This window comes from Rouxiella sp. T17 (assembly GCF_036663475.1).
GTDB lineage: Bacteria > Pseudomonadota > Gammaproteobacteria > Enterobacterales > Enterobacteriaceae > Rouxiella.
On sequence record NZ_JAWUEA010000034.1, the window covers coordinates 94,533 to 116,345 of the forward strand.

19 protein-coding genes are annotated in these 21,813 nt (G+C 52.9%); 11 read left to right on the forward strand and 8 right to left on the reverse strand.

The window, feature by feature from the left end:
• Window positions 1-68 precede the first annotated feature (68 nt).
• Complete coding sequence (gene pgl, locus SC206_RS13360; RefSeq protein ID WP_332737950.1) at window positions 69-1,070, reverse strand: 6-phosphogluconolactonase; 1,002 nt, start codon at window positions 1,068-1,070, stop codon at window positions 69-71.
• Between the two features lie 186 nt (window positions 1,071-1,256).
• Here pgl and SC206_RS13365 point away from each other — a divergent pair, with 186 nt between their 5' ends.
• Window positions 1,257-2,075, forward strand: coding sequence for a pyridoxal phosphatase (locus SC206_RS13365; protein WP_332737925.1), 819 nt, complete (start codon window positions 1,257-1,259; stop codon window positions 2,073-2,075).
• An 83-nt stretch (window positions 2,076-2,158) separates the two neighbouring features.
• Here the strand turns inward: SC206_RS13365 and modC are convergent, their stop codons facing one another.
• From modC to SC206_RS13385, 4 genes are all read right to left on the reverse strand, one after another.
• On the reverse strand, window positions 2,159-3,235 hold the full coding sequence (gene modC, locus SC206_RS13370) for a molybdenum ABC transporter ATP-binding protein ModC (protein ID WP_332737926.1): 1,077 nt from the start codon (window positions 3,233-3,235) through the stop codon (window positions 2,159-2,161).
• The gene (modB, locus tag SC206_RS13375; RefSeq protein WP_332737927.1) at window positions 3,235-3,924 is read right to left on the reverse strand and encodes a molybdate ABC transporter permease subunit; all 690 of its coding nucleotides are present in this window, start codon (window positions 3,922-3,924) and stop codon (window positions 3,235-3,237) included. The genes modC and modB overlap by 1 nt, the downstream gene beginning before the upstream one ends.
• Window positions 3,924-4,694 (reverse strand): molybdate ABC transporter substrate-binding protein, encoded by a 771-nt coding sequence (gene modA, locus SC206_RS13380; protein ID WP_332737928.1) that lies wholly within the window; start codon window positions 4,692-4,694, stop codon window positions 3,924-3,926. The genes modB and modA overlap by 1 nt, the downstream gene beginning before the upstream one ends.
• 211 nt (window positions 4,695-4,905) lie before the next feature.
• Window positions 4,906-5,070, reverse strand: coding sequence for an AcrZ family multidrug efflux pump-associated protein (locus SC206_RS13385; RefSeq protein ID WP_332737929.1), 165 nt, complete (start codon window positions 5,068-5,070; stop codon window positions 4,906-4,908).
• Window positions 5,071-5,295: 225 nt separating this feature from the next.
• On the opposite strand from SC206_RS13385, the gene modE reads away from it, so the two are divergent.
• From modE to galM, 6 genes are all read left to right on the forward strand, one after another.
• Window positions 5,296-6,078, forward strand: a complete 783-nt coding sequence (gene modE / locus SC206_RS13390) for a molybdenum-dependent transcriptional regulator (protein WP_332737930.1) — start codon at window positions 5,296-5,298, stop codon at window positions 6,076-6,078.
• Window positions 6,079-6,254: 176 nt separating this feature from the next.
• Window positions 6,255-7,730 carry a molybdate ABC transporter ATP-binding protein ModF gene (gene modF / locus SC206_RS13395; RefSeq protein ID WP_332737931.1) on the forward strand — a complete coding sequence of 492 codons (1,476 nt, stop codon included), beginning with the start codon at window positions 6,255-6,257 and terminating at the stop codon, window positions 7,728-7,730.
• A 981-nt stretch (window positions 7,731-8,711) separates the two neighbouring features.
• Window positions 8,712-9,728, forward strand: a complete 1,017-nt coding sequence (gene galE, locus SC206_RS13400) for a UDP-glucose 4-epimerase GalE (RefSeq protein ID WP_332737932.1) — start codon at window positions 8,712-8,714, stop codon at window positions 9,726-9,728.
• Between the two features lie 9 nt (window positions 9,729-9,737).
• A complete protein-coding gene (gene galT, locus SC206_RS13405) occupies window positions 9,738-10,823 on the forward strand; it encodes a galactose-1-phosphate uridylyltransferase (RefSeq protein WP_332737933.1) in 1,086 nt (361 codons plus the stop codon).
• Entirely contained in the window at window positions 10,823-11,971 is a 1,149-nt protein-coding gene (galK, locus tag SC206_RS13410) for a galactokinase (RefSeq protein WP_332737951.1), read from the forward strand. The genes galT and galK overlap by 1 nt, the downstream gene beginning before the upstream one ends.
• Window positions 11,965-13,011, forward strand: a complete 1,047-nt coding sequence (galM, locus tag SC206_RS13415; protein WP_332737934.1) for a galactose-1-epimerase — start codon at window positions 11,965-11,967, stop codon at window positions 13,009-13,011. Before galK ends, galM begins: the two co-directional genes overlap by 7 nt.
• 114 nt (window positions 13,012-13,125) lie before the next feature.
• Here the strand turns inward: galM and SC206_RS13420 are convergent, their stop codons facing one another.
• Window positions 13,126-15,426: a TonB-dependent receptor domain-containing protein gene (locus tag SC206_RS13420; protein WP_442976090.1), complete on the reverse strand. Its 2,301-nt coding sequence runs from the start codon at window positions 15,424-15,426 to the stop codon at window positions 13,126-13,128.
• Window positions 15,427-15,876: 450 nt separating this feature from the next.
• Between SC206_RS13420 and SC206_RS13425 the strand changes: the two genes are divergently transcribed.
• Both SC206_RS13425 and gpmA read left to right on the forward strand, forming a co-directional pair.
• On the forward strand, window positions 15,877-16,212 hold the full coding sequence (locus tag SC206_RS13425; RefSeq protein ID WP_332737936.1) for a PsiF family protein: 336 nt from the start codon (window positions 15,877-15,879) through the stop codon (window positions 16,210-16,212).
• Window positions 16,213-16,395: 183 nt separating this feature from the next.
• Window positions 16,396-17,148, forward strand: a complete 753-nt coding sequence (gene gpmA, locus SC206_RS13430; protein WP_332737937.1) for a 2,3-diphosphoglycerate-dependent phosphoglycerate mutase — start codon at window positions 16,396-16,398, stop codon at window positions 17,146-17,148.
• Window positions 17,149-17,226: 78 nt separating this feature from the next.
• On the opposite strand, the gene aroG is transcribed toward gpmA, so the two are convergent.
• Complete coding sequence (gene aroG, locus SC206_RS13435) at window positions 17,227-18,279, reverse strand: 3-deoxy-7-phosphoheptulonate synthase AroG (RefSeq protein WP_332737938.1); 1,053 nt, start codon at window positions 18,277-18,279, stop codon at window positions 17,227-17,229.
• 239 nt (window positions 18,280-18,518) lie between these two features.
• Here aroG and SC206_RS13440 point away from each other — a divergent pair, with 239 nt between their 5' ends.
• Window positions 18,519-18,860, forward strand: a complete 342-nt coding sequence (locus SC206_RS13440) for a protein YbgS (RefSeq protein ID WP_332737939.1) — start codon at window positions 18,519-18,521, stop codon at window positions 18,858-18,860.
• A gap of 118 nt (window positions 18,861-18,978) precedes the next feature.
• Window positions 18,979-19,932, forward strand: coding sequence for a CDF family zinc transporter ZitB (gene zitB, locus SC206_RS13445; RefSeq protein WP_332737940.1), 954 nt, complete (start codon window positions 18,979-18,981; stop codon window positions 19,930-19,932).
• A gap of 39 nt (window positions 19,933-19,971) precedes the next feature.
• Here the strand turns inward: zitB and nadA are convergent, their stop codons facing one another.
• Window positions 19,972-21,033, reverse strand: a complete 1,062-nt coding sequence (gene nadA, locus SC206_RS13450) for a quinolinate synthase NadA (protein ID WP_332737941.1) — start codon at window positions 21,031-21,033, stop codon at window positions 19,972-19,974.
• Window positions 21,034-21,813: the final 780 nt, after the last annotated feature.

Sequence of the window (21,813 nt, forward strand, 5' to 3'; positions counted from 1 at the left end):
AAAACGCCAGACATTTTTCGTCTGGCGTTTTTTATTGAGCTTAATACACCTGATTTTAAAACAGCTGATTAATGGTTCAGCGAAATTACCGTGACCCACATTGGGCCTTTGCCCACCGGATAGCTTTTCAGGTGGCTCAGTTTGCCGCTGGTGGCGTCGATGCTGGCGACTTCAATGGCGTCGGATTTTTGTCCCGCCGTAATTACGAACTTTCCGCTCAGATCGATGTTAAATCCGCGCGGCTGCTTTTCAGTCGGATGATGACCTACCAACTCAAGCTCGCTGCCGTCTTGGGAAACTTTCAGCACTGACAGCAGGCTTGCGGTGCGATCAGATGCATAAAGATAGTGGCCGTTCGGCGTAATGTGCAGGTCGGCTGACCAACGTTCGCCGCTGAAATCGGCAGGCAGAATATCCAACGTTTGAACGTTTTTATACTCGCCCGACGTCACATCTTTCTGGTAAACGTTTACTGTGCCGTCCAACTCATTGACGCAATAGGCATAATGTTGATTCGGGTGGAACGCCATGTGACGCGGACCCGCGCCTTTAACGGTGCTCAACTGTACCGGCTCATGCGGCGTCGCTTCGCCTTTCAGACTGCAATCGTACAGGCGAATGTGGTCTTCTTTCAGCGCGGGGATCATCAACAGCTGATTGGTGGGGTCGATATTTGCAGAGTGCGGCGCCTGCAAGTTTTCGAGCACCTGCTGCGGTGCCAGCGCCACGCCGTCTTCGCCAATCGGATTGATGCTGACATTGTTGTAGCTATAAGAGGCGCTGAAAACGAAACGGCCCTGCAAATCGATGCCCAGATGGGTCGGACTGCCCGGCAGCGGCGACATGCCCGCCTGCTCCAGCTTGCCGTCGTGAGCGATTTTATAGGTCAGCACGGCAAATTCCGGACGCACGCCGACATACAAATGGCGGGCATCGGGAGAGGCGACCATCGGCTGCACCTGTCCCGGCACTTCGACCGTCTGCAACAGCGACAGCGCGCCGTCGTCGTGCAGGTTAAAGGCATGGATCTGCTGGCTGTCAGGACTGGCAACATAAACGACTTGTTTCATCATATCTCCTTATTAACGCTGAAATCGGTTTCGTTTGTTTTATATCTTGAAAAAACGCTGTCTCTCAGCTTAGCAGCATACCCAACGCCAAGCCATTAGCCCCTGATGCGAGGTTTTATCCTTGAGAGTTAAGGTGTAACATCGATAGCCTTGTTTTTATCCACCGACTCACTGCTGGAACCGCTCATGACTTATCGCGTTATCGCGCTCGATCTCGACGGCACGCTGCTTGACCGTCAAAAACGTATTCTTCCCGAATCACTTTCTGCACTGGCTGATGCGCGCGCCGCTGGGATTAAGGTCGTGATTGCGACCGGACGTCACCATGTTGCGATCCACCCTTTCTATCAGGCGTTGGCGCTGGATACGCCGGCAATCTGCTGTAACGGCACGTATCTGTATGATTATCAGGCACGTAAAGTGATTACTTCCGATCCGATGGATAAAATCAAAGCCAAAAAAGTGGTCGATCTGCTGGAGTATTATGGCATTCACGGCCTGTTGTATGTCGACGACGCGATGCTTTATCAGCAGCCGAGCGGCCACGTCGAGCGTTCGATTGCCTGGGGCAAAACGCTGCCGGAAGGCCAGCAGCCGACCATTATTCAGGTAAACAGCCTGCGTGAAGCCGCAGACGACGCCCATTCCGTATGGAAATTTGCCACCTCGCATCACGATTTAGACGCGCTGGAAGCCTTTGCGCAGCAGGTCGAAAAAGAGTTGGGTCTGGCCTGTGAATGGTCGTGGCACGATCAGGTGGATATCGCTAAAGGCGGCAACAGCAAAGGCCGTCGCCTGCAAGAGTGGGTCGAATCGCAGGGATTGCGCATGGCCGATGTCGTCGCATTCGGCGACAACTATAACGACCTGAGCATGCTTGAAAACGTAGGTTTGGGCGTAGCGATGGGCAATGCCGATGACGAAATCAAGGCGCGCTCCGGTTTGGTTATTGCAGACAATGAAAAACCTGGCATCGCCGAAGTGATCCGCAGCAAAATCCTGTAATGCCTCAGTAAATATCTGAATAAACGAAACAAAGCCCGCTAATAATGCGGGCTTTTTTACCTCTTTATGTTCTTACATGGCTATCAATTACGGCTCAGCGAGACGCTTTTTATCTGCGCGAACAGCCATTTTCCGGGCTGAATGACAAGCTCGTCCCGCGCCCACGGCGTGATTTTAGCCCACAGAACATGCCCGCCCACGCTTAGCTTGACGTCAATTGCCGCCTCGCTTTCAAGCAACTCTTCGACCTGTGCCGGTAAGATATTGCGGATGCTGCTGTTATTGGCCTGCGGATGCAAAATCAGCGAAACATCGGCGGCCTGCACCCGAATACGCATCGCCGTGCCCACAGCGGCCTCGACCTTGTTGATCCAGATCTTTTCATCGCCGAGCGCCAAGGCCGTCATGGCGTAATGCGGATGATGTTCGAGCACCTTAACATTCAGCACGCTGCTCTGTTCTTCGCGCGGCAGCCATGGCCGCATCACGCTGCTCGCCCAAACTTGCTCGACATCGCCCAGCGCCAGCACCTTGCCTTTATCCAGTATCAGCACTTTATCGGCCAATTGCAGGATTTCGTCGAGACTGTGGGTCACATACAAAATGGGAATATTGATCTGCTGCGCCAAACGTTCGAGATAAGGCATAAGTTCGCGCTTACGAGGCAAATCCAGCGCGGCGAGCGGCTCGTCCATCAGCAGCAACTCCGGTCCGCTAAGCAGCGCGCGGCCAATAGCGACGCGCTGTTTTTCGCCACCGGACAGCGTGAGCGGATACCGATTAAGCAACGGCGCGATGCCGAGCAGCTCAACGATGCTGTCGAAACGTTCGCGCATTGCGGGCACCATGCCGTACTGCAAATTGCCGCGCACCTTATAATGCGGGAACAGCCGTGCGTCTTGAAACACGTAGCCAATGCGCCGCTTTTCGGGCGGAGTAAAAATATTCACCGAGCCTGTGACACTCTGACGCGACAACACTCGATCGTTTAAAATTATTGATCCCGCGTCAGGTCGCGTTAGACCGGCGATGGCGTTGATGAGCGAGGTTTTACCCGCGCCAGAAAGGCCAAAAATAGCGGTAATGCCGTTTTCCGGTAGCGCGGCTTCGACTTCGAGCTTCAGCTCGCCCACTTGCTGATTAAAATCGAGAATCAGCATTATTCCCCCAAACGCTTGCGGCTGCGTCTTGCCAGCAAATCGGAAAACAGCAGCGCGGCCAGCGACAGTAAAATCGCCAGCACGCAAAGTCTAGCCGCCGCGCCTTCCGCGCCCGGCGTTTGAATTAGCGTGTACATCGCCAGCGGAATGGTCCGCGTTTCACCTGGAATATTGGAAACGAAGGTAATCGTCGCGCCAAATTCACCGAGCGAACGGGCAAAAGCCAGCACCGCACCGACGATAATTCCGGGCAGGGAAAGAGGAAGCGTAATAGTAAAAAAGACTTTCCACGGCGAGGCGCCGAGTGTTTTGGCCGCCTGTTCAAGGCGAGAGTCGATCGCCTCGATCGATTGGCGAATCGCCCTCACCATTAGCGGGAACGCCATGACGGTGGCGGCGAGCACCGCGCCTTTCCAGTTAAAACTCACACTAAATCCGAACCAGTCGAACAGGCGCTCGCCAATGAATCCCCTGCGCCCCATCGCCACCAGCAGTAAATAGCCGATAACCACCGGCGGCAACACCAGCGGCAGGTGAATCAGACTGTCGAACAGCGATTTGCCCGGAAAACGGCAGCGCACCAGCACCCATGCCGTCAGAATCCCTAACGGCAGGCTGAAGATAACCGCGACGCTGGCGATTTTCAGGCTCAGCATCACAGCCTGCCATTCATACTCGCTCAGCAGCATTAGCGCGGAGTAAAGCCGTATTGTTTAAAGATTGCGCTGGCCGCCGGCGTTTTCAGATAGTCATAAAACGCGTCGACAGCAGGATTTTCATGCGTTCTTACGATAGCCATCGGATATTCGACCGGTTTGTGGCTGGATTCCGGGAACACGCCCACGACTTTAACGTCTTTGCTCGCTACGGCGTCGGAACCGTAAACGATGCCCAAAGGCGATTCGCCGCGTTCAACCAGTGCCAGCGCACTGCGCACGTCGCTGGAAGGCGCGAGTTTCGGCTCAAGCGTGGTCCACGCGCCCAGATTTTGCAGCGCCTCTTTGGCATAAATTCCGGCAGGCACGTGTGCCGGATCGCCGACTGCCAGCAGTCCGCCGTTCAGCAGCTGCAACCACGGGGTTTGCTTATTGATGTCGATTTTCGCCTGCTTGCTCTCTTTCGCCGTCACTAACACCAGCTCGTTTCCGAGCAGCGTGTAGCGGGTATTATCAACCATTAGCTGCTTGCCGATGGCGTAATCCATCCACTGCTGATCGGCGGAAATAAACAAATCGGTCGGTGCGCCCTGCTCAATCTGCTTGGCCAACGTTGAGGAGGAAGCAAACGAAGAGACGACCTGCACTTCTTTGCCCTGCTGATACTGATCGGCAATTTTCTGTAGCGCGTTAGTTAACGACGCCGCTGCAAACACCGTAACTTTGTCGGCCGCCTGCGCCTGAGTAAAGAGCCCCGTTGCCAGAACCGCTACAGCCAAACCTTTCGCCAGAGTGATACGCATTAACTATCCTTTTATTTCGTAAGTTGCCTGTTGTTTATAGAATATGCCGTTTATGGATCAAGCTGCATCGTTATGTAACGAGTAATATAGCGTGAAAAATGCGCTGACATAATCTATCTCACTAAAAATTGACCAAAAAAAACCTGACGCGAAGGTCAGGTTTGATTGAATTGAGATAGCGTTAAAGATAAAGAGTGAATTCGTGCAGCGATTAATGATTATGTGTCTTTGGCTGCTGGCGGGACTCTTTTGGATGTCCGATTTTCGAAATCACGTTGAACAGTTCGCCCATGCCATAAATCAGTCCGAGAATAACGGCGATAAAAATGGGTACCATAATGATGGCGAACAGCAAACTTTCTAAAAGTTCTAACATAAAGACCTCTTTCTGCTGGCTTGCGACGCCCGGAAGGCGAAAGTAAAAATATGTTACTAATCTTAACAGCGAATTTGCGCGATTACTTTAGCTTTTCGCCAACTCTGTTACCGATTAACTCTCGCGGGCGGTTTCAGTCCTCGTCTCAATCGGCGACAATAGATCATTAATCCTTTTAACGTCGCGGCCGTGACATTTTGCCTACGCCAAGGTTGGACTCTTTTTATGCAAGCTGAAATCCTGTTAACGCTGAAATTGCAGCAGAAAATTTTCGCCGATCCACGACGTATCGAACTGTTAAAGCAGGTGAAAGTCACCGGTTCAATCAGTCAGGGCGCGAAACTCGCGGGTATCAGCTATAAAAGCGCCTGGGATGCCATTAATGAAATGAATCAGCTGGCTGACCAAACGCTGGTTGAGCGAAACACCGGCGGAAAAGGCGGAGGCGGCGCGGTGTTGACTCGTTATGGCGAACGCCTGATTCAACTTTATGAATTGCTGGCTCAGATTCAACAGAAAGCTTTTGACGTTTTAAAAGATGATGGCCTGCCGCTCGACAGCCTGCTGGCCGCAATTTCTCGTTTTTCACTGCAAACCAGCGCCCGTAACCAGCTATTTGGCACGGTTATCGAACGCGATAATGAGCAAGTTCAGCAACACATCAACGTGCTGCTGGCCGACGGAAAAACCGAGATTCGCGCTGCGCTTACCCAGCAAAGCGCCGATCGCCTCTCTCTTTCGCCGGGTAAAGAAATTTTGGTATTAATCAAAGCGCCGTGGATAACCCTGAGTTATCAGGCCGATAACGCCGATAACGCGCTGGCGGGCAAAGTACAAAGCATTCAACACGGGCATGATAATAGCGAAGTCCTCATCGCTCTCGACGCCGGTGAAATTTTGTGTGCGACGGTCACTAATAAGCAGGTTGCAGAGCTGGGCCTCAAAGAGGGTGATGCACTGTTTGCCCAGTTTGATGCCGACAAGGTCATCGTCGCCACGCTGTGCTAGCCTTCTAATTTATCAATAACTTCAATATCTTGCATATTCAGCGCTGACAGTTTGCAGAATTGTCAATTGACTTGAGGAGGGGATGCGCTTATCCCTGAAATCCTTAATGATTCATTTTAATAGAATCTCAGGGCAGCTTAATGACACGCTGCCTCAAGTTAAAAGGCAGGAGCAAGATGTCATCTTTACATATTTCACAGGCTATTTTCCGTCTCGGCGATACCCGCACGCTTAATCTCGCCGATGTCACGATCAAACAGGGTGAAGCCTGGGCGTTTGTGGGCTCCAACGGCAGCGGAAAATCGGCATTGGCGCGAGCGATTGAAGGCTCGCTGACGCTGCTGGAAGGCGAAAGACACAGCGATTTCAGCAACGTCGTGCGCCTTTCTTTCGAACAGTTACAGAAACTGGTGGCTGACGAATGGCAGCGCAATAACACCGATTTGCTGAGCGCCGACGAAGACGACACCGGACGCACCACCGCCGACATCATTCAGGAACAGGTGAAAGACCCCGCGCGCTGCGAGCAACTCGCCAGCCAATTTGGCATCGCGCCCCTGCTTAATCGCCGTTTTAAATATCTTTCAACAGGTGAAACGCGTAAGACCCTGCTCTGTCAGGTTTTGATGCAGCAACCTGACCTGCTGGTGCTCGACGAACCGTTTGACGGACTTGACGTCAACGCGCGTCAGCAGCTGGCCGACGTATTAGCCGAGCTGTTTACTCACGGCCAGACAATGGTGCTGGTGTTAAACCGTTTCGTTGATATTCCACCGTTTATTCAGCATGTTGGCGTGCTGGCTGACTGCACGCTAGCCTCGGTAGGCGAACGCGATCGGGTACTCTCTGACGCGCTGGTCGCACAGTTGGCGCACAGTGAAAACCTGAGTGGCATGCAGATCCCTGAAAGCGAAGATCCGACCAGCAAAGTTTCTCCGCCCGACGATCAGCCGCTGATCGTACTGCGTAACGGCGTGGTGCAATATAATGACAAACCGATCCTTCACGGCCTCAGCTGGCAGGTTGATCACGGCCAGCATTGGCAGATCGTCGGGCAAAACGGTGCCGGAAAATCGACGTTGTTGAGTTTGATCACTGGCGATCACGCACAAGGTTACAGCAATGATTTGACGCTGTTTGGCCGTCGTCGCGGCAGTGGTGAGACGATTTGGGACATTAAGCGGCACATCGGTTACGTCAGCAGCAGTCTGCATCTGGACTATCGCGTAAGCTCTAGCGTACGTAACGTGATCCTCTCCGGATTCTTTGATTCTATTGGTATTTATCAGGCGGTTTCTGACCGTCAACAGCAATTGACGACGCAATGGCTGGATCTGCTCGGACTCGGCGGTCGTTTAGCAGACACGCCTTTTCACAGTCTTTCGTGGGGCCAGCAGCGTTTGGCGCTTATCGCCCGCGCGCTGGTTAAGCACCCTGCCCTATTGATTCTCGACGAGCCGCTGCAAGGTTTGGACCCGCTTAACCGTCAGTTGGTGCGTCGTTTCATTGACGTGCTGATCGGCGAAGGAAATACGCAGTTGTTGTTTGTTTCGCACCATGCGGAAGATGCGCCCCTTTGTATTACGCATCGGCTTAGTTTTTTGCCTGACGGCGAGGTGTATCAATACGGTGTTGAGAAATTAGCGAACTAGGGCTTGACCAAGCTTTTAGGTTTTAGATTTGGAATCTAAAGGCAAACTTTTAAATTCAAATTCAAATTCAAATTCAACTGCATGCGCTTCGCTTACTGCGCGGCGGCGCAGACCGCCCAAAGAGGCGCAGTCGCTCGCCCCTTTGGAATCCCAAGCTTTTTTTCCACAGCTGCAACTTGAGGACTACAAAGGGAGATCTTTCCAGGCACATTGGTGAGTGGCGTTGGTCGCGGCGCTCCGCGCTTCCCTCGCTACGTTCACAAGCCAAAAACGTCTTGCTCAACTTCGCTCAGCGCCGCCCTGAGGCCGCCAATTACAGCATTTACGGCAAGGGCGGATACTTTTAAGCGGTCAAAAACCGATCCTTCAACCTAGAATTTATTGTGAGGGATCGGCCTTTGACCGCCCAAGAGTTTTCGCCCTTGTAGTAAATGCTGTAATTGGCGGTATCGGGGCTGTGCTGAGCGAAGTGGCGGGAGACGTTTTTGGCGCCCGTCCGAAGAGAAGGGACCGCGGAGCGGCACGACCTACGCCACTCACCCATTTGCCTGAAAAGATGTCACTTTTTCAGCTCTCACGTTGCAACTTTGGAAAAAAAGCGCGGGATTCTTAAGGGTGTTCGCTTAGGAACATCCTTGAGGCGGTCTGCGCCGCCGCGCAGTAAGCGAAGCGCATGAACTTGAACTTGAACTTGAACTTGAACTTGAACTTGAACTTGAATTTAAATTTAAAGCTAAATTTTGAATTAAAAGCTAAATTTTGAATTAAAAGCCGAATTTTGACCTTAAAAGAAAATCGAAAAACCCTTTTTCGTGAAACCGCTTACACTCCTCGCAAGGAGTCCCACCGATTTGTTTGAAGTGCCCATCATGCAAATGATAAACTATCCCGTGTAAACGATACCATTTTAAAAGGTGGATCACCTTTTCCGATGCCGCAGCGTGATATTGTTGCTTGCATCAACATCTTTGAGGAGTCGATATGTACGTTCTAGTCACGGGTGGTAGCGGTTACATCGGTAGCCATACCTGCGTTCAATTAATTGAAGCGGGTTATCAGCCCATCATTCTGGATAACCTCTGCAACAGCAAAGCCAGCGTACTTGAGCGCATAACAACGTTAACGGGCAAAACGCCGGTTCTGGTTGAAGGCGACATCCGCGATCGCGCGCTGCTGGACAAGATCTTCAACGATTATGCTATCCACTCGGTTATTCACTTTGCCGGCCTCAAAGCCGTGGGTGAATCGGTGAATAAACCGATGGAATACTACGACAACAATGTCTACGGTTCGCTGGTATTGGTCGAAGCGATGCGCGCGGCGGGCGTCACCAACCTGATTTTCAGCTCTTCCGCCACCGTTTATGGCGATCAGCCAAAAACGCCCTATGTCGAAGATTTCCCGACTGGCACCCCTTCCAGCCCGTATGGCCGCAGTAAATTAATGGTCGAGCAGGTTCTGCAAGACCTGCAACGCGCCGAGCCAAACTGGAGCATTTCGCTGCTGCGCTACTTTAATCCGGTCGGCGCGCATCCGTCGGGCCTGATGGGTGAAGATCCGCAGGGCATTCCAAACAACCTGATGCCGTTTATCGCGCAGGTTGCCGTGGGTCGCCGTGATTCTCTGTCCGTTTTCGGCAACGATTACGACACGCCAGACGGTACTTGCCTGCGCGACTATATTCACGTCGTCGATTTAGCCGACGGCCATATTGCCGCGATGAAAACGCTGCACGACAAACCGGGTGTTCACATCTATAACCTGGGCGCGGGCGTCGGTAAAAGCGTGCTCGACGTGATCAACGCGTTCAGCGACGCCTGTGGCAAACCGGTGAGCTACCACTTTGCCCCGCGCCGCGAAGGCGATCTGCCGGCCTATTGGGCTGACCCGAGCAAGGCGGCCAATGAGTTGAACTGGCGCGTAAGTCGTAATCTGCAAGACATGGCCGCGGATACCTGGCTGTGGCAATCGAAAAATCCTCAAGGCTATGCGGATTAAGGAACAGTAATGTCTGATTTTGACCCCATTGAACATCCGCATCGTCGTTATAACCCGCTGAGCGATCAGTGGGTGCTGGTCAGCCCGCATCGCGCAAAGCGTCCGTGGCAAGGCCAGCAGGAAACGCTTTCACAGGAGAAACTGCCCGCGCACGATCCGGACTGTTTCCTGTGCCCGGGCAATACCCGCGTAACGGGCGATGTGAATCCTGATTATCAGGGTACGCACGTATTTACCAACGATTTCGCCGCCTTGATGCCAGACACGCCGTTTGCGCCGGAAAGTGACGATCCGTTGATGCGCTGCCAGAGTGCACGCGGCACCAGTCGCGTGATCTGCTTCTCGCCGGACCATTCCAAAACCCTGCCGCAGCTTTCCGTTGCCGCGCTGGAAAAGGTGGTAAAAACCTGGCAAGAGCAGAGCGCGGATTTGGCAAAAACTTATCCGTGGGTGCAGGTTTTTGAAAACAAAGGCGCGGCGATGGGATGCTCGAATCCGCATCCGCACGGCCAGATTTGGGCCAACAGTTTCTTGCCAAACGAAGCCGAGCGCGAAGATCATTTGCAGCGTCAATATCTGGCGCAGCACGGTTCTTCAATGCTGGTGGATTACGTGCAGCGCGAGCTAGCCGACGGCAGCCGCACCGTGGTTGAAACTGAACACTGGCTGGCGGTGGTGCCTTATTGGGCGGCTTGGCCGTTCGAAACGCTGCTGTTGCCTAAAGCAAAAGTGTTGCGCCTGACGGAACTCAGCGACGCGCAAAGCAGCGATTTGGCGCTGGCGATGAAAAAATTAACCAGCCGCTACGACAACCTGTTCCAGTGCTCTTTCCCGTATTCGATGGGCTGGCACGGCGCGCCTTACAGCGAAGGTGACTACTCACACTGGCAGCTGCACGCTCACTTTTATCCGCCGTTGCTGCGTTCGGCGACGGTCAGAAAATTCATGGTCGGCTACGAAATGCTGGCCGAAACGCAACGAGATTTGACTGCCGAGCAGGCCGCCGAACGTCTGCGCGCGGTCAGTGACGTGCATTATCTTACTGATGTAGAACCTCTTGATAACGACAAGAATGGCGAGGCCGAAACGAAATGATCGAACTAAAAAACAAGACACTGGAAATTTTCGAGCAGGCGTTCGGTTATCCGGCAACGATGACCATCAAAGCGCCCGGCCGCGTCAATTTGATCGGCGAACACACTGATTATAATGACGGTTTCGTGCTGCCCTGCGCGATCGACTATGAAACGGTGATCGCCTGCGGTCAGCGCAACGATCGCACCATTCGCGTCATCGCCGCTGACTATGACAATCAGCAAGATGAGTTCTCCCTCGAAGAACCGATCGTCAGCACGACCGCCCTGCCGTGGGCCAACTATGTGCGCGGCGTGGTAAAACACCTGCTGCTGCGCAACGGCGATTTCTCCGGCGCCGACATGGTGATCAGCGGCAACGTGCCGCAGGGCGCGGGCCTCAGCTCCTCCGCCTCGCTCGAAGTCGCCGTAGGTCAGGCGCTGAAAAGCCTTTACGACCTGCCAATCGACGGCGTGCAGTTGGCGCTCAACGGTCAGGAAGCCGAAAACCAGTTTGTGGGCTGCAACTGCGGCATCATGGACCAGCTTATCTCGGCGCTTGGTAAAGAAGATCACGCATTACTGATCGACTGCCGCTCGCTGGAAACCAAAGCCGTGTCGATGCCAAAAGATGCGTCGGTGGTAATCATCAACTCCAACGTCAAGCGCGGTTTGGTCGACAGCGAATACAACACCCGTCGCAAACAGTGCGAAGAGGCGGCGCGTTTCTTCGATGTTAAAGCGTTGCGCGACGTCAGTCTGGCTGAGTTCGCCGCAAAATCCGCCGAGCTCGACCCGATGACCGCCCGCCGCGCGCGTCACGTGATCACCGAAAACGATCGCACCGAAGCCGCCGCCATTGCTTTGAGTCAGGGTGACCTCAAGAAAATGGGCGTGCTGATGGCTGAATCCCACGTTTCAATGCGTGACGATTTTGAAATCACCGTGCCGCCAATCGACACGCTGGTTGAAATCGTTAAATCGGTGATCGGCGATCGCGGCGGCGTGCGCATGACGGGCGGCGGTTTCGGCGGCTGCATCGTGGCGCTGATGCCAAGCGATTTGGTCGATGAAGTTCGTAAAACGGTAGCACATGAATATCACGCAAAAACCGGCATCAAAGAGACGTTTTACGTCTGTCAGGCGTCGGAAGGAGCCAGCGTATGCTAACAGCCAATGACACCCAACGCGCGCCAGACGGTGCGCCTTTTCAACAAGTTACGCTAACAAACTCTTCAGGGGCGACGGCGACCTTTATGGATTGGGGTGCCACCTGGCTCTCCTTCGTGCTGCCGCTGGCAGACGGGGAAAAACGCGAGCTCCTGCTGGGCTGTCAAACGCCGGAGCAGTATCCGCAGCAGACCGCCTATCTCGGTGCAACGGTCGGGCGTTATGCCAACCGTATTGCCCGTGCGCAGTTTCAGATCGACTGCAAACCGCACCTGTTGGTGGCTAATCAGGGCGTCCACCAGCTGCACGGCGGGCCTGAAGGCTTTAACGCGCGTCGTTGGAAAATCTTGAATCATACGGCGCAGAAGGTCAGCTTCCAGCTGGTGTCGCCGGATGGCGATCAGGGCTATCCGGGCGAGTTGACTGCCGAAGTTCATTACGTGTTAACCAATGACAATCGGCTGGAGATTTCCTACAAGGCGCAGATCGACAAGCTCTGTCCGGTGAATCTGACCAATCATGCCTACTTTAATCTCGACGGCGAAGGCAACGACGTGCGCAAGCATCGGCTACAGCTGTTTGGCGAGCGTTTTTTGCCGGTCGACAGCGACGGAATTCCGTGTGCCGATCTCACCTCGGTCGATCAAACGGGCATGGATTTTCGCAAGCCGAAAACGCTGGCTCAGGATTTTCTGCGCGATCGCGATCAGCAACGGGTTAAAGGTTACGACCACGCCTATCTGCTGTACGCCACCTGCAACGCCAGTGATAACGCGGCGGCGCATCTGTGGTCGTCGGATGACAAAGTTAAAATGTCGGTGTTTACCTCTGCGCCCGCGTTGCAACTTTACAGCGGCAATTTCTTGAACGGTACGCCAAATCGACGCGGCGGTGAGTACGCCAACTACAGCGGCGTGGCGCTTGAAAGCGAATTCTTGCCGGACAGTCCAAACCATTCAACCTGGCCGCAGCCGAGCTGCTGGTTGAAACCGGGTCAAACTTATCGCGCCTCAACCGTGTATCAGTTTTATTCGTTGTAAAGTTCGGTTGTGAGGTCTGCTGCAACGTTCTGCTGTAAAACCTGCCATAAAAAAGGGCCATCTCACGGGATGGCCCTTCTTCTTTCTACTCGTTACTACTGCTTTGGAAAACGCTTAGAAATCAACGTTAACGCCCAGCTGGAAGGTACGGCCCGGCATGGTCGCCAGTGCCAGATCGGCTTTATCCTGCGCGGTTGAAGTTTCTGTATCGCGCGTGCTCAGATAATCCCAATATTTTCTGTCGGTGACGTTATAGATGCCGCCGCTCAGCTTGACGTTTTTCGCCACCTGCACATAACCGGTCAAATCCACAATTCCGTAGCCCGGAATACGCGCGTATTCAGTAGAGGAATCGGTGATCGCGGTGCCCGCATTGGTGTAGGTTTCGCGGTTGGTTGCGGTTGCCTGCTTGCCTTTGTTAAAGGTTGCGGTGACGGCTACGCCGTAAAGCTTGGACGGATCGTCCCACGCGACGCCGGTAACCAGTTTCATTGGCGCGACGCTGTCGAGATCGACGTATTTATCCCCCGAATAGCTCGATTTAGATGCGCCTTTAGCATAGCCGAAGGAGAGGCGCGCGCTCAGGCCATCAACCTGCTGATACCAGGTACCGAAGTTGAATCGCGCCGTGACGGAGCTGCCGTAAATGTAAGCTTCGTCGCGGTTTTCAGCTTCATAAGCAATGTAAATATTGCTCGGAATATTGGCAAAAATCGACGGACTGCCCGCGCGAGTATAACGCGTGTAGGCAATAAAGTTTTTGTATTGGCTGTAAAACGCATTGATATCAAAGGTCACGCCCGGCGTCGCTTCACCTTTAATGCCCCACTCGTAGTTGTTGCTGGTCTCGGTTTTAAGATCAGAATTACCGATCAGCGCGTACTGGGAGCTACCTGCATAGCTCGAGCTCAGGTTCCACGAGCCGTAAAGCTGGCTGGCATCCGGGAACTGCGCGCCACGTTTGTATTGCAGGTAAGTGGTCACTTTCGGCGTCAGGTCATACAGGAACGCCAGCGAAGGCAAGATTTGTGTGTCGCTGGTTGTGCCGTACAGCGTCGACAATTCAGCTTCTGACAGCGAACCGTTAGCCAGCGTGCCGAGATCTTTAGGCTCGGTTTTCTGATAGGCCAGACGCACGCCCGGAACAATCGAGAAGTTATGCCCGTCGAGATCCCACGTCATGGTGTCTTGCGCGAAGGCACCAAAAACATAGGTCCGGCTGTTAGCCTGCGGCGGCATGGTGTAAGCGTACGTGCTCTGCACCGGCGTCTGATTAAACGGACGATCGGTGTCGGAAATATTGCCGTTCAGACCCCAGCGGAACTCGTGAATCCCCCACGATTTCGCCATTTTATTGTCGAAACCAAAGGTGTGAGTGTTCAGATCCGAGAAGGTGCGAACCTGCGCAGTACCCAGCGTATTCGGGCCGTAGGTGTTATCGTGGGCCTGCGTTTTCTGGTAGAACAGCTTGGTGTCGATGGTATCGACCAGCAGCGAATTTGGCGTCCAGTGATCCAGCAGGCTGGCGGTTAGACGGCGGGTTTCGCTGGTCTGATAGTTGGTGCCATTAACCGCTGAACCGGCGCTGTTCCACGAGTCAAAATGGGTGTGATTGGTTTTATCATAGAGATCGACGGTGCCGGTCAGCGTATGGGTATCGGTCGCGGCCCACGTGCCGGAGGCCATAACGGCGTCGGAATGCCAGTTGGCCGGATACGCATCGCGCGTTCCGCTGTTGTTACGCGTTTCCTGACCATCACGCCGGCTGATCACCACTACGCCGCTCAGGTCGCGATCGCCACCGGCCACGGTAATGCCGTTGTGCCAGCTGCGGTTTGAAGAGTCGTAATCGCTCTGGTAACCAAAATAGCTGTGCTTGTTGGCGCTGAGATAGTCGTCAGCCGATTTTGGCTTGAACGACACGGCGCCGCCAAGCGCGGTGTTGGCGTAAGAGACGTTGGTCGCGCCTGACTGAATATCAACCGTGCCATACATATAAGGATCGATATAGTCGCGGCCCATGCCGAAGGTGTCCTGCCCTGCGCGTCCGACATAAGGTCGGCCGGTGGCGCTTGGCTGGGCGATGCCGTCGACGTCGATGGCGACGCGGTTGGATTCCAGACCACGAATGTTGTAACCGGTATATCCGCTGCGATCATAACCGCTTTTACCTACCGACGATCCGCCCGCCGATCCCGTCGCGCTGACTAGCGGCTGGTAACGCATGATGGTGCCGAAATCATTGCCGCCGTCTTTTTGCATATCTTTGGCGGTGATTTTGGTTTCTGCGCCCGCTTTTCTTTCGACAGTAGGCGAAATCACGGTCATTACGTCGTCATCGCTGTTGGCAGCTGAAACGGTTGACGCTTTGGCAGTGGCAGCAGACTGCGTATTTTCGGCAGCGATAGCGCTCATGACAGAGCTGGCGACGAGGCTGAGAGTCAGCAAAGTCTTGAGATGACGCGTTCCCTTGTGTGGAGACATTAAAAAGGCCTTAAGAGTTTTTAGGATTATTATTTTGCTCAACAATGTTTCTTGCTTGTAATAGGCCGTGATTCCTAAATTATACGCACGGCAAGCCCCTGTTATTTATCAGGGTTTTTTATAGACTTAATTTGTAATGAAAATGATAATAATTATCATAAACATTCATGTCAACGAATTTGCAGCGTTAAGTTCCCCGTTTCGATGTAATTTTTATGTAAGTTTGCGCAGAACGTGCCAGGAAAGTGGGTAAAGCAGAGCGAGACGGCCCTTAATGTAGAAAAATGTGAGCTCTATCGACTGTTTCTAATGCCAATCGGATGAGTGACATCTACGCTTACAGGATGTCCTGGTGCGCAGGACGTTTAAAAGGAATGAACTATGCGTTTACCTATTCTGTTATCCCTGCTGGCGACACTGTGTATCAGCGGCAACGCGCTCGCGGCGGAGGCGACTAAAACCCCGTCGGCGGCGCAAACGGCCCAGCGTCAGAAAATGACCGATTGTAATCAGCAGGCGACCACGCAAAGCCTGAAAGGTGACGAACGCAAAACGTTTATGAGTCACTGTCTGAAAGCCGAGACGCAAACCAACGACAAGGCGCTTTCCACGCAGCAAAATAAAATGAAGAGCTGTAACGCCGATGCTGCCAAAAAAGAGCTGAAAGGTGACGCACGTAAAACATTCATGAGCGAGTGTTTGAAAAAAGCGGCGTGATCTGCAACCTAGGCTGCACTATCGTTAGCAAATAAAGAAACGGTAGCAAATAAGCAAAATCCTCTTAACGCGCATTCCGAAAACTCGGCTGCGCGTTTCGTTTATTGTTTGCTGTCGCGGGGGGTGACGACCTATAATGGGCGCAGTTGTCATTGGAATTTCAGTAAATTGAGGAGTTTAGCTATGGCTGTATTCAAGCTGGTTCTTGTAAGACACGGCGAAAGTCAATGGAACCAAGAAAACCGTTTTACTGGTTGGTATGATGTTGATCTTTCGGAAAAAGGTCGTACTGAAGCGAAGCAGGCTGGTCAGCTGCTGAAAGATGAAGGCTTCCAGTTCGATTTTGCCTACACCTCTGTACTGAAACGTGCTATCCACACGCTGTGGAGCGTTCTGGATGAGCTGGACCAGCCTTGGTTGCCGGTTGAAAAATCCTGGAAACTGAACGAACGTCATTACGGCGCGTTGCAGGGTCTCGATAAAGCTGAAACTGCGGCCAAATATGGCGACGAGCAGGTCAAGCAATGGCGTCGCGGCTTCCGCGTAACTCCGCCAGCACTCGAAAAGAGCGATGAGCGTTTCCCGGGTAACGACCCGCGTTATGCAAGCCTGCTGCCTGAAGAGCTGCCAACGACAGAAAGCCTGGCGCTGACCATTGATCGCGTGATTCCTTTCTGGACTGACGTTATCAAACCGCGCGTTGAAAGCGGCGAGCGCGTTATCATTGCTGCACACGGCAACTCCCTGCGCGCAATGGTTAAATACTTCGACAATCTGAGCGAAGACGAAATCCTTGAGCTGAACATCCCGACGGGCGTGCCACTGGTTTACGAGTTTGACGAAAACTTCAAACCTATCAAGCACTACTATCTGGGTAACGCTGAAGAGATCGCGGCAAAAGCGGCTGCGGTTGCCAATCAGGGTAAAGCCAAGTAATTCGGTGAACCTGAAGCAAAAAAAAGAACGCCTCGGCGTTCTTTTTTTATGCATAACATTCTTCAAATCTGGCGAAGCTTATCCGCGACGAGTTTTCACCGCATTTGCCAAGCTGCGCAACAGGTTTTCGGTATCTTCCCAGCCGATGCAGGCGTCGGTTACGCTCTGGCCATAAACCAGCGGTTCGCCCGTTTCCAGACTCTGATTACCTTCAACCAGATTGCTCTCGACCATCACGCCCATAATCGCCTCTTCGCCGCCAGCCAGCTGTCCGCAAACGTCTTCACAGACTTCCATCTGCTTTTTGAACTGCTTGCTGCTGTTCGCGTGGCTAAAGTCGATCATGATTTCGGCAGGTAGACCGGCTTTTTCCAGGCCGTCTTTCACTTCTTTTACATCTTCGGCGCTGTAGTTTGGCTTTTTGCCGCCGCGCAGAATAATGTGACAGTCGCTGTTGCCGCTGGTGCCGACAATCGCAGAATGGCCCCATTTGGTGACAGACAGGAAGCTGTGTGGCGCGCCCGCAGCATTAATGGCGTCAATAGCCACTTTAATGGTGCCATCGGTGCCGTTTTTGAAGCCGACCGGACAAGAGAGGCCTGACGCCAGCTCGCGGTGAACCTGAGATTCGGTGGTGCGTGCGCCGATAGCGCCCCAGCTCATCAGATCCGCCAGATACTGCGGGGTGATCATGTCTAAAAACTCACCCGCCGCCGGTAAACCGGTGTCATTAATATCCAGCAACAATTTACGTGCGATCCGCAGACCGTCATTGATTTGGAAACTATTATTCATTTGCGGGTCATTAATCAGCCCTTTCCAACCCACGGTGGTACGCGGTTTTTCGAAATAAACGCGCATCACGATTTCCAGCTCGCCGCGCAATGCTTCGCGCATCGTGAGCAAACGGGCTGCATATTCTTTAGCGGCTTTGGGGTCATGAATGGAACAGGGTCCGATTACCACCAACAAACGATCGTCATTACCCTTTAAAATCTGATGGATAGCGTTGCGCGTCTCGGAAACTGTCTGTGCAGCCTTGTCGGTTGCGGGGAATTTTTCCAGCAGGGCCACTGGCGGTAAAAGTTCCTTAATCTCGGTGATACGTAAATCGTCGTTTTGATAATTCATAACTGTTCCAATGGGCATTTCATAAAGAAAACGGATCTAATTTCTAACCGGAACCAATCTATCGGCAATGCAGACAGCTGTAAATCGACTTTCCCCCAATATTCAGCATTAATCTCATTGCAGAGGCTTATTCCTCGACTAAGCTTTTATATTGATAAACATTTTCAATAGTTGAGTATTTCATCTATTCACCCCTAGTTGAGTATTTCATCTATTCACCCCTGCTTGGAGAAATGGCAATGAAAAAGCTAGCAATGATACTTTTGACCGCAGGTCTGGCATTTAGCAGCGGCGCTGTTTTGGCAGCAGACGGATCGACGGGTGGTTCAGGTTCAAATAATGGCCTCTCAAATCAGTCTGGCGGCCCGGGTTCAGTCGATCGCATTGCGCCTAATGGCGTGAGCAACAGCAAAATCAATACTTCGGACACCAATACCGCGCAGCAAACGCCAACGCATAAAAAAACCATGACTCACAAGAAAACCAGTAAAAATACCGATCATAAGATTACTATGTGTAAAGATGGCCGTTGCCCGAAACAAACCCCGGGAACTGCACAGTCTGCGAGAACCGGTAATTAATGTGTTATCAGGACCTTTGTTAGAATCTTAAAATAAATTAATAAAAAGATTTTCGCTCGACAGTTTGATCACAACGGGAAGCTTCGGCTTCCCGTTTACTTTGCAAATAGGGAAACATATGTCAGGACGTTCTTTCCTCCCCGAAGACCGCAATAGTCGCCGCCTGCTGCTGGCCTTTCTGGTCACCGTCGTCTTTATGGTGGCGGAAGTTATTGGCGGAATGATTTCGGGTTCGCTGGCGCTGCTCGCCGATGCGGGCCACATGCTGACCGACGCTGCCGCGCTGCTCATGGCCTTGCTGGCGGTGCGTTTTGCCCGTCGCAAGCCGAGCTCGCGCCACACCTTCGGCTTCCTGCGTCTCACCACCATGGCCGCCTTCGTCAACGCCGCTGCGCTGCTGCTCATCGTGGTGCTTATTCTGTGGGAAGCCATTCGTCGCTTTATGACGCCAGAGCCGGTCATGGGCGGCACAATGCTGGTTATCGCCATTGCGGGACTGTTTGCCAACCTGCTGGCCTTCTGGTTGCTTCATCAGGGCGAGGAAAAAGAGAATATTAATGTGCGTGCTGCGGCGCTGCACGTGCTGGGCGACTTGCTCGGATCGGTCGGGGCGGTTATCGCTGCGCTGATTATCATGAAAACCGGCTGGACGCCTATTGACCCGATTCTGTCGGTGCTGGTTTCGTGTCTGGTGCTGCGCAATGCGTGGGCGCTGCTGCGCGAGAGTTTTCACGAGTTGCTGGAAGGCACGCCGGAAGAGATTGATATCGACAAGCTGCGCAAGGATTTATCGCTGGCGATTCCCGAGGTGCGCAACGTTCATCACGTTCACGTCTGGCAGATTGGCGAGCAGCGCATTATGACGCTGCATGCGCAGGTGATTCCGCCACACGACCACGACGGATTACTGGAAAGAATTCAGCATCATCTGGCGCACAAATACAAAATCGGTCACGCGACGATTCAGATGGAATATGGCGCGTGTGAAACGCCTGACTGTACGATTAGCGAGATAGCCGCCAGCTCGGCAGGCCATGGTCATCACCATCACGGCCATGACCACGCCCATTAATCTTTCCAACGTGTAAAGCTTATTAACTCAATGACGCGTTCAGGCATTGCCCTGAGCGCGACGCTTTAACTGCGCAGCAAACTCCAGCATGCGGTTTAGCGGAATTAACGATTTCACTCGCAGCGCCTCATCGACTTCAATCGCGTGCGTCTTGCCGCCCTGCTCCAGTCCGTCGGCAATCGCCTTCAAACCGTTCATTGCCATCCACGGACAGTGCGCGCAGGTCCGACAGCTCGCGCCTTCCCCTGCCGTTGGCGCGGCAAACAGCTCTTTATCAGGGCAGGCTTGCTGCATCTTGTAGAAAATCCCGCGATCGGTCGCGACGATTAGCTTTTGATTTGGCAGCGTTTTGGCGGCTTGAATCAGCTGACTGGTCGACCCGACGGCGTCTGCCATGTCCACGATGGCCTGTGGCGACTCTGGATGCACCAGCACGGCCGCGTCAGGGTATATGGCTTTCATACGGGTTAGCGCCTGGGTCTTAAACTCGTCATGAACGATACAGGCACCCTGCCAGCACAGCACGTCTGCACCGGTCTGCTTTTTAACGTAATTACCCAAGTGCCGATCCGGCGCCCAGATAATTTTTTCACCAAGGCTATCAAGGTGTTCGATGAGTTCGACGGCGATGCTTGAGGTCACGACCCAATCTGCGCGCGCCTTTACCGCCGCGGAAGTATTGGCGTACACCACCACGGTGCGATCGGGATGGCTGTCGCAGAAATCGGAGAACGCCTGCTCCGGGCAGCCCAAATCCAGCGAGCATTCGGCCTGAAGCGTTGGCATTAGCACGGTTTTTTCGGGACTCAAGATTTTTGAGGTTTCGCCCATAAAGCGCACCCCTGCGACCAGCAGCGTCGAAGCCGGATGCTGACTGCCGAAGCGCGCCATTTCCAGCGAATCTGCCACACAGCCACCCGTCTCTTCGGCGAGCGCCTGAATTTCGGGATCGGTATAGTAGTGAGCGACCATCACGGCATCGCGCTCTTTCAGCAGCCTTTTAATCTTCTGTTTATAAAAGGCTTTCTCGTCGTCACTCAGCGGTGCCGGTTTTGGAGGAAAAGGATATACCGCCGCGTTCAGATCAAGGGTCTCACTCATCGCTCATCATCTCGTTAAATAGTAAACACCGCCAAACCCACAAATCGCCCCCAAATACAGGCCGTTTGTTTTATATGCTAAACAAAATACCCTGATCTTATGCATATGTCGCCTGAATTTTGCGCGATATAAGAATGTTGTTTAAGTGGCTTAAAATTTAACAATTGAAGATGTTTAATAAGAAAGTATTAAAACCAAACTTTCTATTCTTTACTCTGAAAATTTGGACTTTGGACTTTGGACTTTGGACTTTGGACTTTGAAACTTTGAAACTTTGAAATATGTGGGATCGTAGATTGGCCCTGGAAGTTGCCGATTTTTATTTAAAGTTAAGATTGGCGGCATCAGGGCGGCGCGGAATGGAGTGGAGTAAGACGTTTTTGGCTTACGAGCGGAATGAGGGAAGTGCGGAGCACCGCGACCTACGCCACACGGCGGTGTTACTGGAAAGAGCTCATCGTTGGGCAGAATAATTGTCGCGACGGAAAAGAGCTGGGGATTCCATAAGGGTCGAGCGACTGCGACCCTTTGGTCGGTCTGGGCCGACGCCCAGTAAGCGAAGCGCATGCAGTTGGGGGGATTGGCTCGAACCTGAACGCAGCTTCTCACCCACACTCTACGTGGAATTTGTCAGTTTTGAGAGGCTAAATAATTTAGCTGTCTCTAAAACGCAAAAAACGCCCTTTAGGCGCTTTTTTCTTAGAAGTGGTGGGCCGTGCGGGATTCGAACCTGCGACCAATTGATTAAAAGTCAACTGCTCTACCAACTGAGCTAACGGC

Bases quoted from the DNA above. Each gene is read 5' to 3' on its own strand.
- galM (WP_332737934.1), top strand. From the start codon at position 11,965: ATGCTAACAGCCAATGACACCCAACGCGCGCCAGACGGTGCGCCTTTT.
- gpmA (WP_332737937.1), top strand. From the start codon at position 16,396: ATGGCTGTATTCAAGCTGGTTCTTGTAAGACACGGCGAAAGTCAATGG.
- modA (WP_332737928.1), bottom strand. From the start codon at position 4,694: ATGCGTATCACTCTGGCGAAAGGTTTGGCTGTAGCGGTTCTGGCAACG.
- pgl (WP_332737950.1), bottom strand. From the start codon at position 1,070: ATGAAACAAGTCGTTTATGTTGCCAGTCCTGACAGCCAGCAGATCCAT.
- SC206_RS13440 (WP_332737939.1), top strand. From the start codon at position 18,519: ATGAAAAAGCTAGCAATGATACTTTTGACCGCAGGTCTGGCATTTAGC.
- modC (WP_332737926.1), bottom strand. From the start codon at position 3,235: ATGCTGATTCTCGATTTTAATCAGCAAGTGGGCGAGCTGAAGCTCGAA.
- modF (WP_332737931.1), top strand. From the start codon at position 6,255: ATGTCATCTTTACATATTTCACAGGCTATTTTCCGTCTCGGCGATACC.
- zitB (WP_332737940.1), top strand. From the start codon at position 18,979: ATGTCAGGACGTTCTTTCCTCCCCGAAGACCGCAATAGTCGCCGCCTG.
- SC206_RS13425 (WP_332737936.1), top strand. From the start codon at position 15,877: ATGCGTTTACCTATTCTGTTATCCCTGCTGGCGACACTGTGTATCAGC.
- nadA (WP_332737941.1), bottom strand. From the start codon at position 21,033: ATGAGTGAGACCCTTGATCTGAACGCGGCGGTATATCCTTTTCCTCCA.
- galT (WP_332737933.1), top strand. From the start codon at position 9,738: ATGTCTGATTTTGACCCCATTGAACATCCGCATCGTCGTTATAACCCG.
- modB (WP_332737927.1), bottom strand. From the start codon at position 3,924: ATGCTGCTGAGCGAGTATGAATGGCAGGCTGTGATGCTGAGCCTGAAA.
- aroG (WP_332737938.1), bottom strand. From the start codon at position 18,279: ATGAATTATCAAAACGACGATTTACGTATCACCGAGATTAAGGAACTT.
- SC206_RS13365 (WP_332737925.1), top strand. From the start codon at position 1,257: ATGACTTATCGCGTTATCGCGCTCGATCTCGACGGCACGCTGCTTGAC.
- galE (WP_332737932.1), top strand. From the start codon at position 8,712: ATGTACGTTCTAGTCACGGGTGGTAGCGGTTACATCGGTAGCCATACC.
- modE (WP_332737930.1), top strand. From the start codon at position 5,296: ATGCAAGCTGAAATCCTGTTAACGCTGAAATTGCAGCAGAAAATTTTC.
- SC206_RS13385 (WP_332737929.1), bottom strand. From the start codon at position 5,070: ATGTTAGAACTTTTAGAAAGTTTGCTGTTCGCCATCATTATGGTACCC.
- SC206_RS13420 (WP_442976090.1), bottom strand. From the start codon at position 15,426: ATGAGCGCTATCGCTGCCGAAAATACGCAGTCTGCTGCCACTGCCAAA.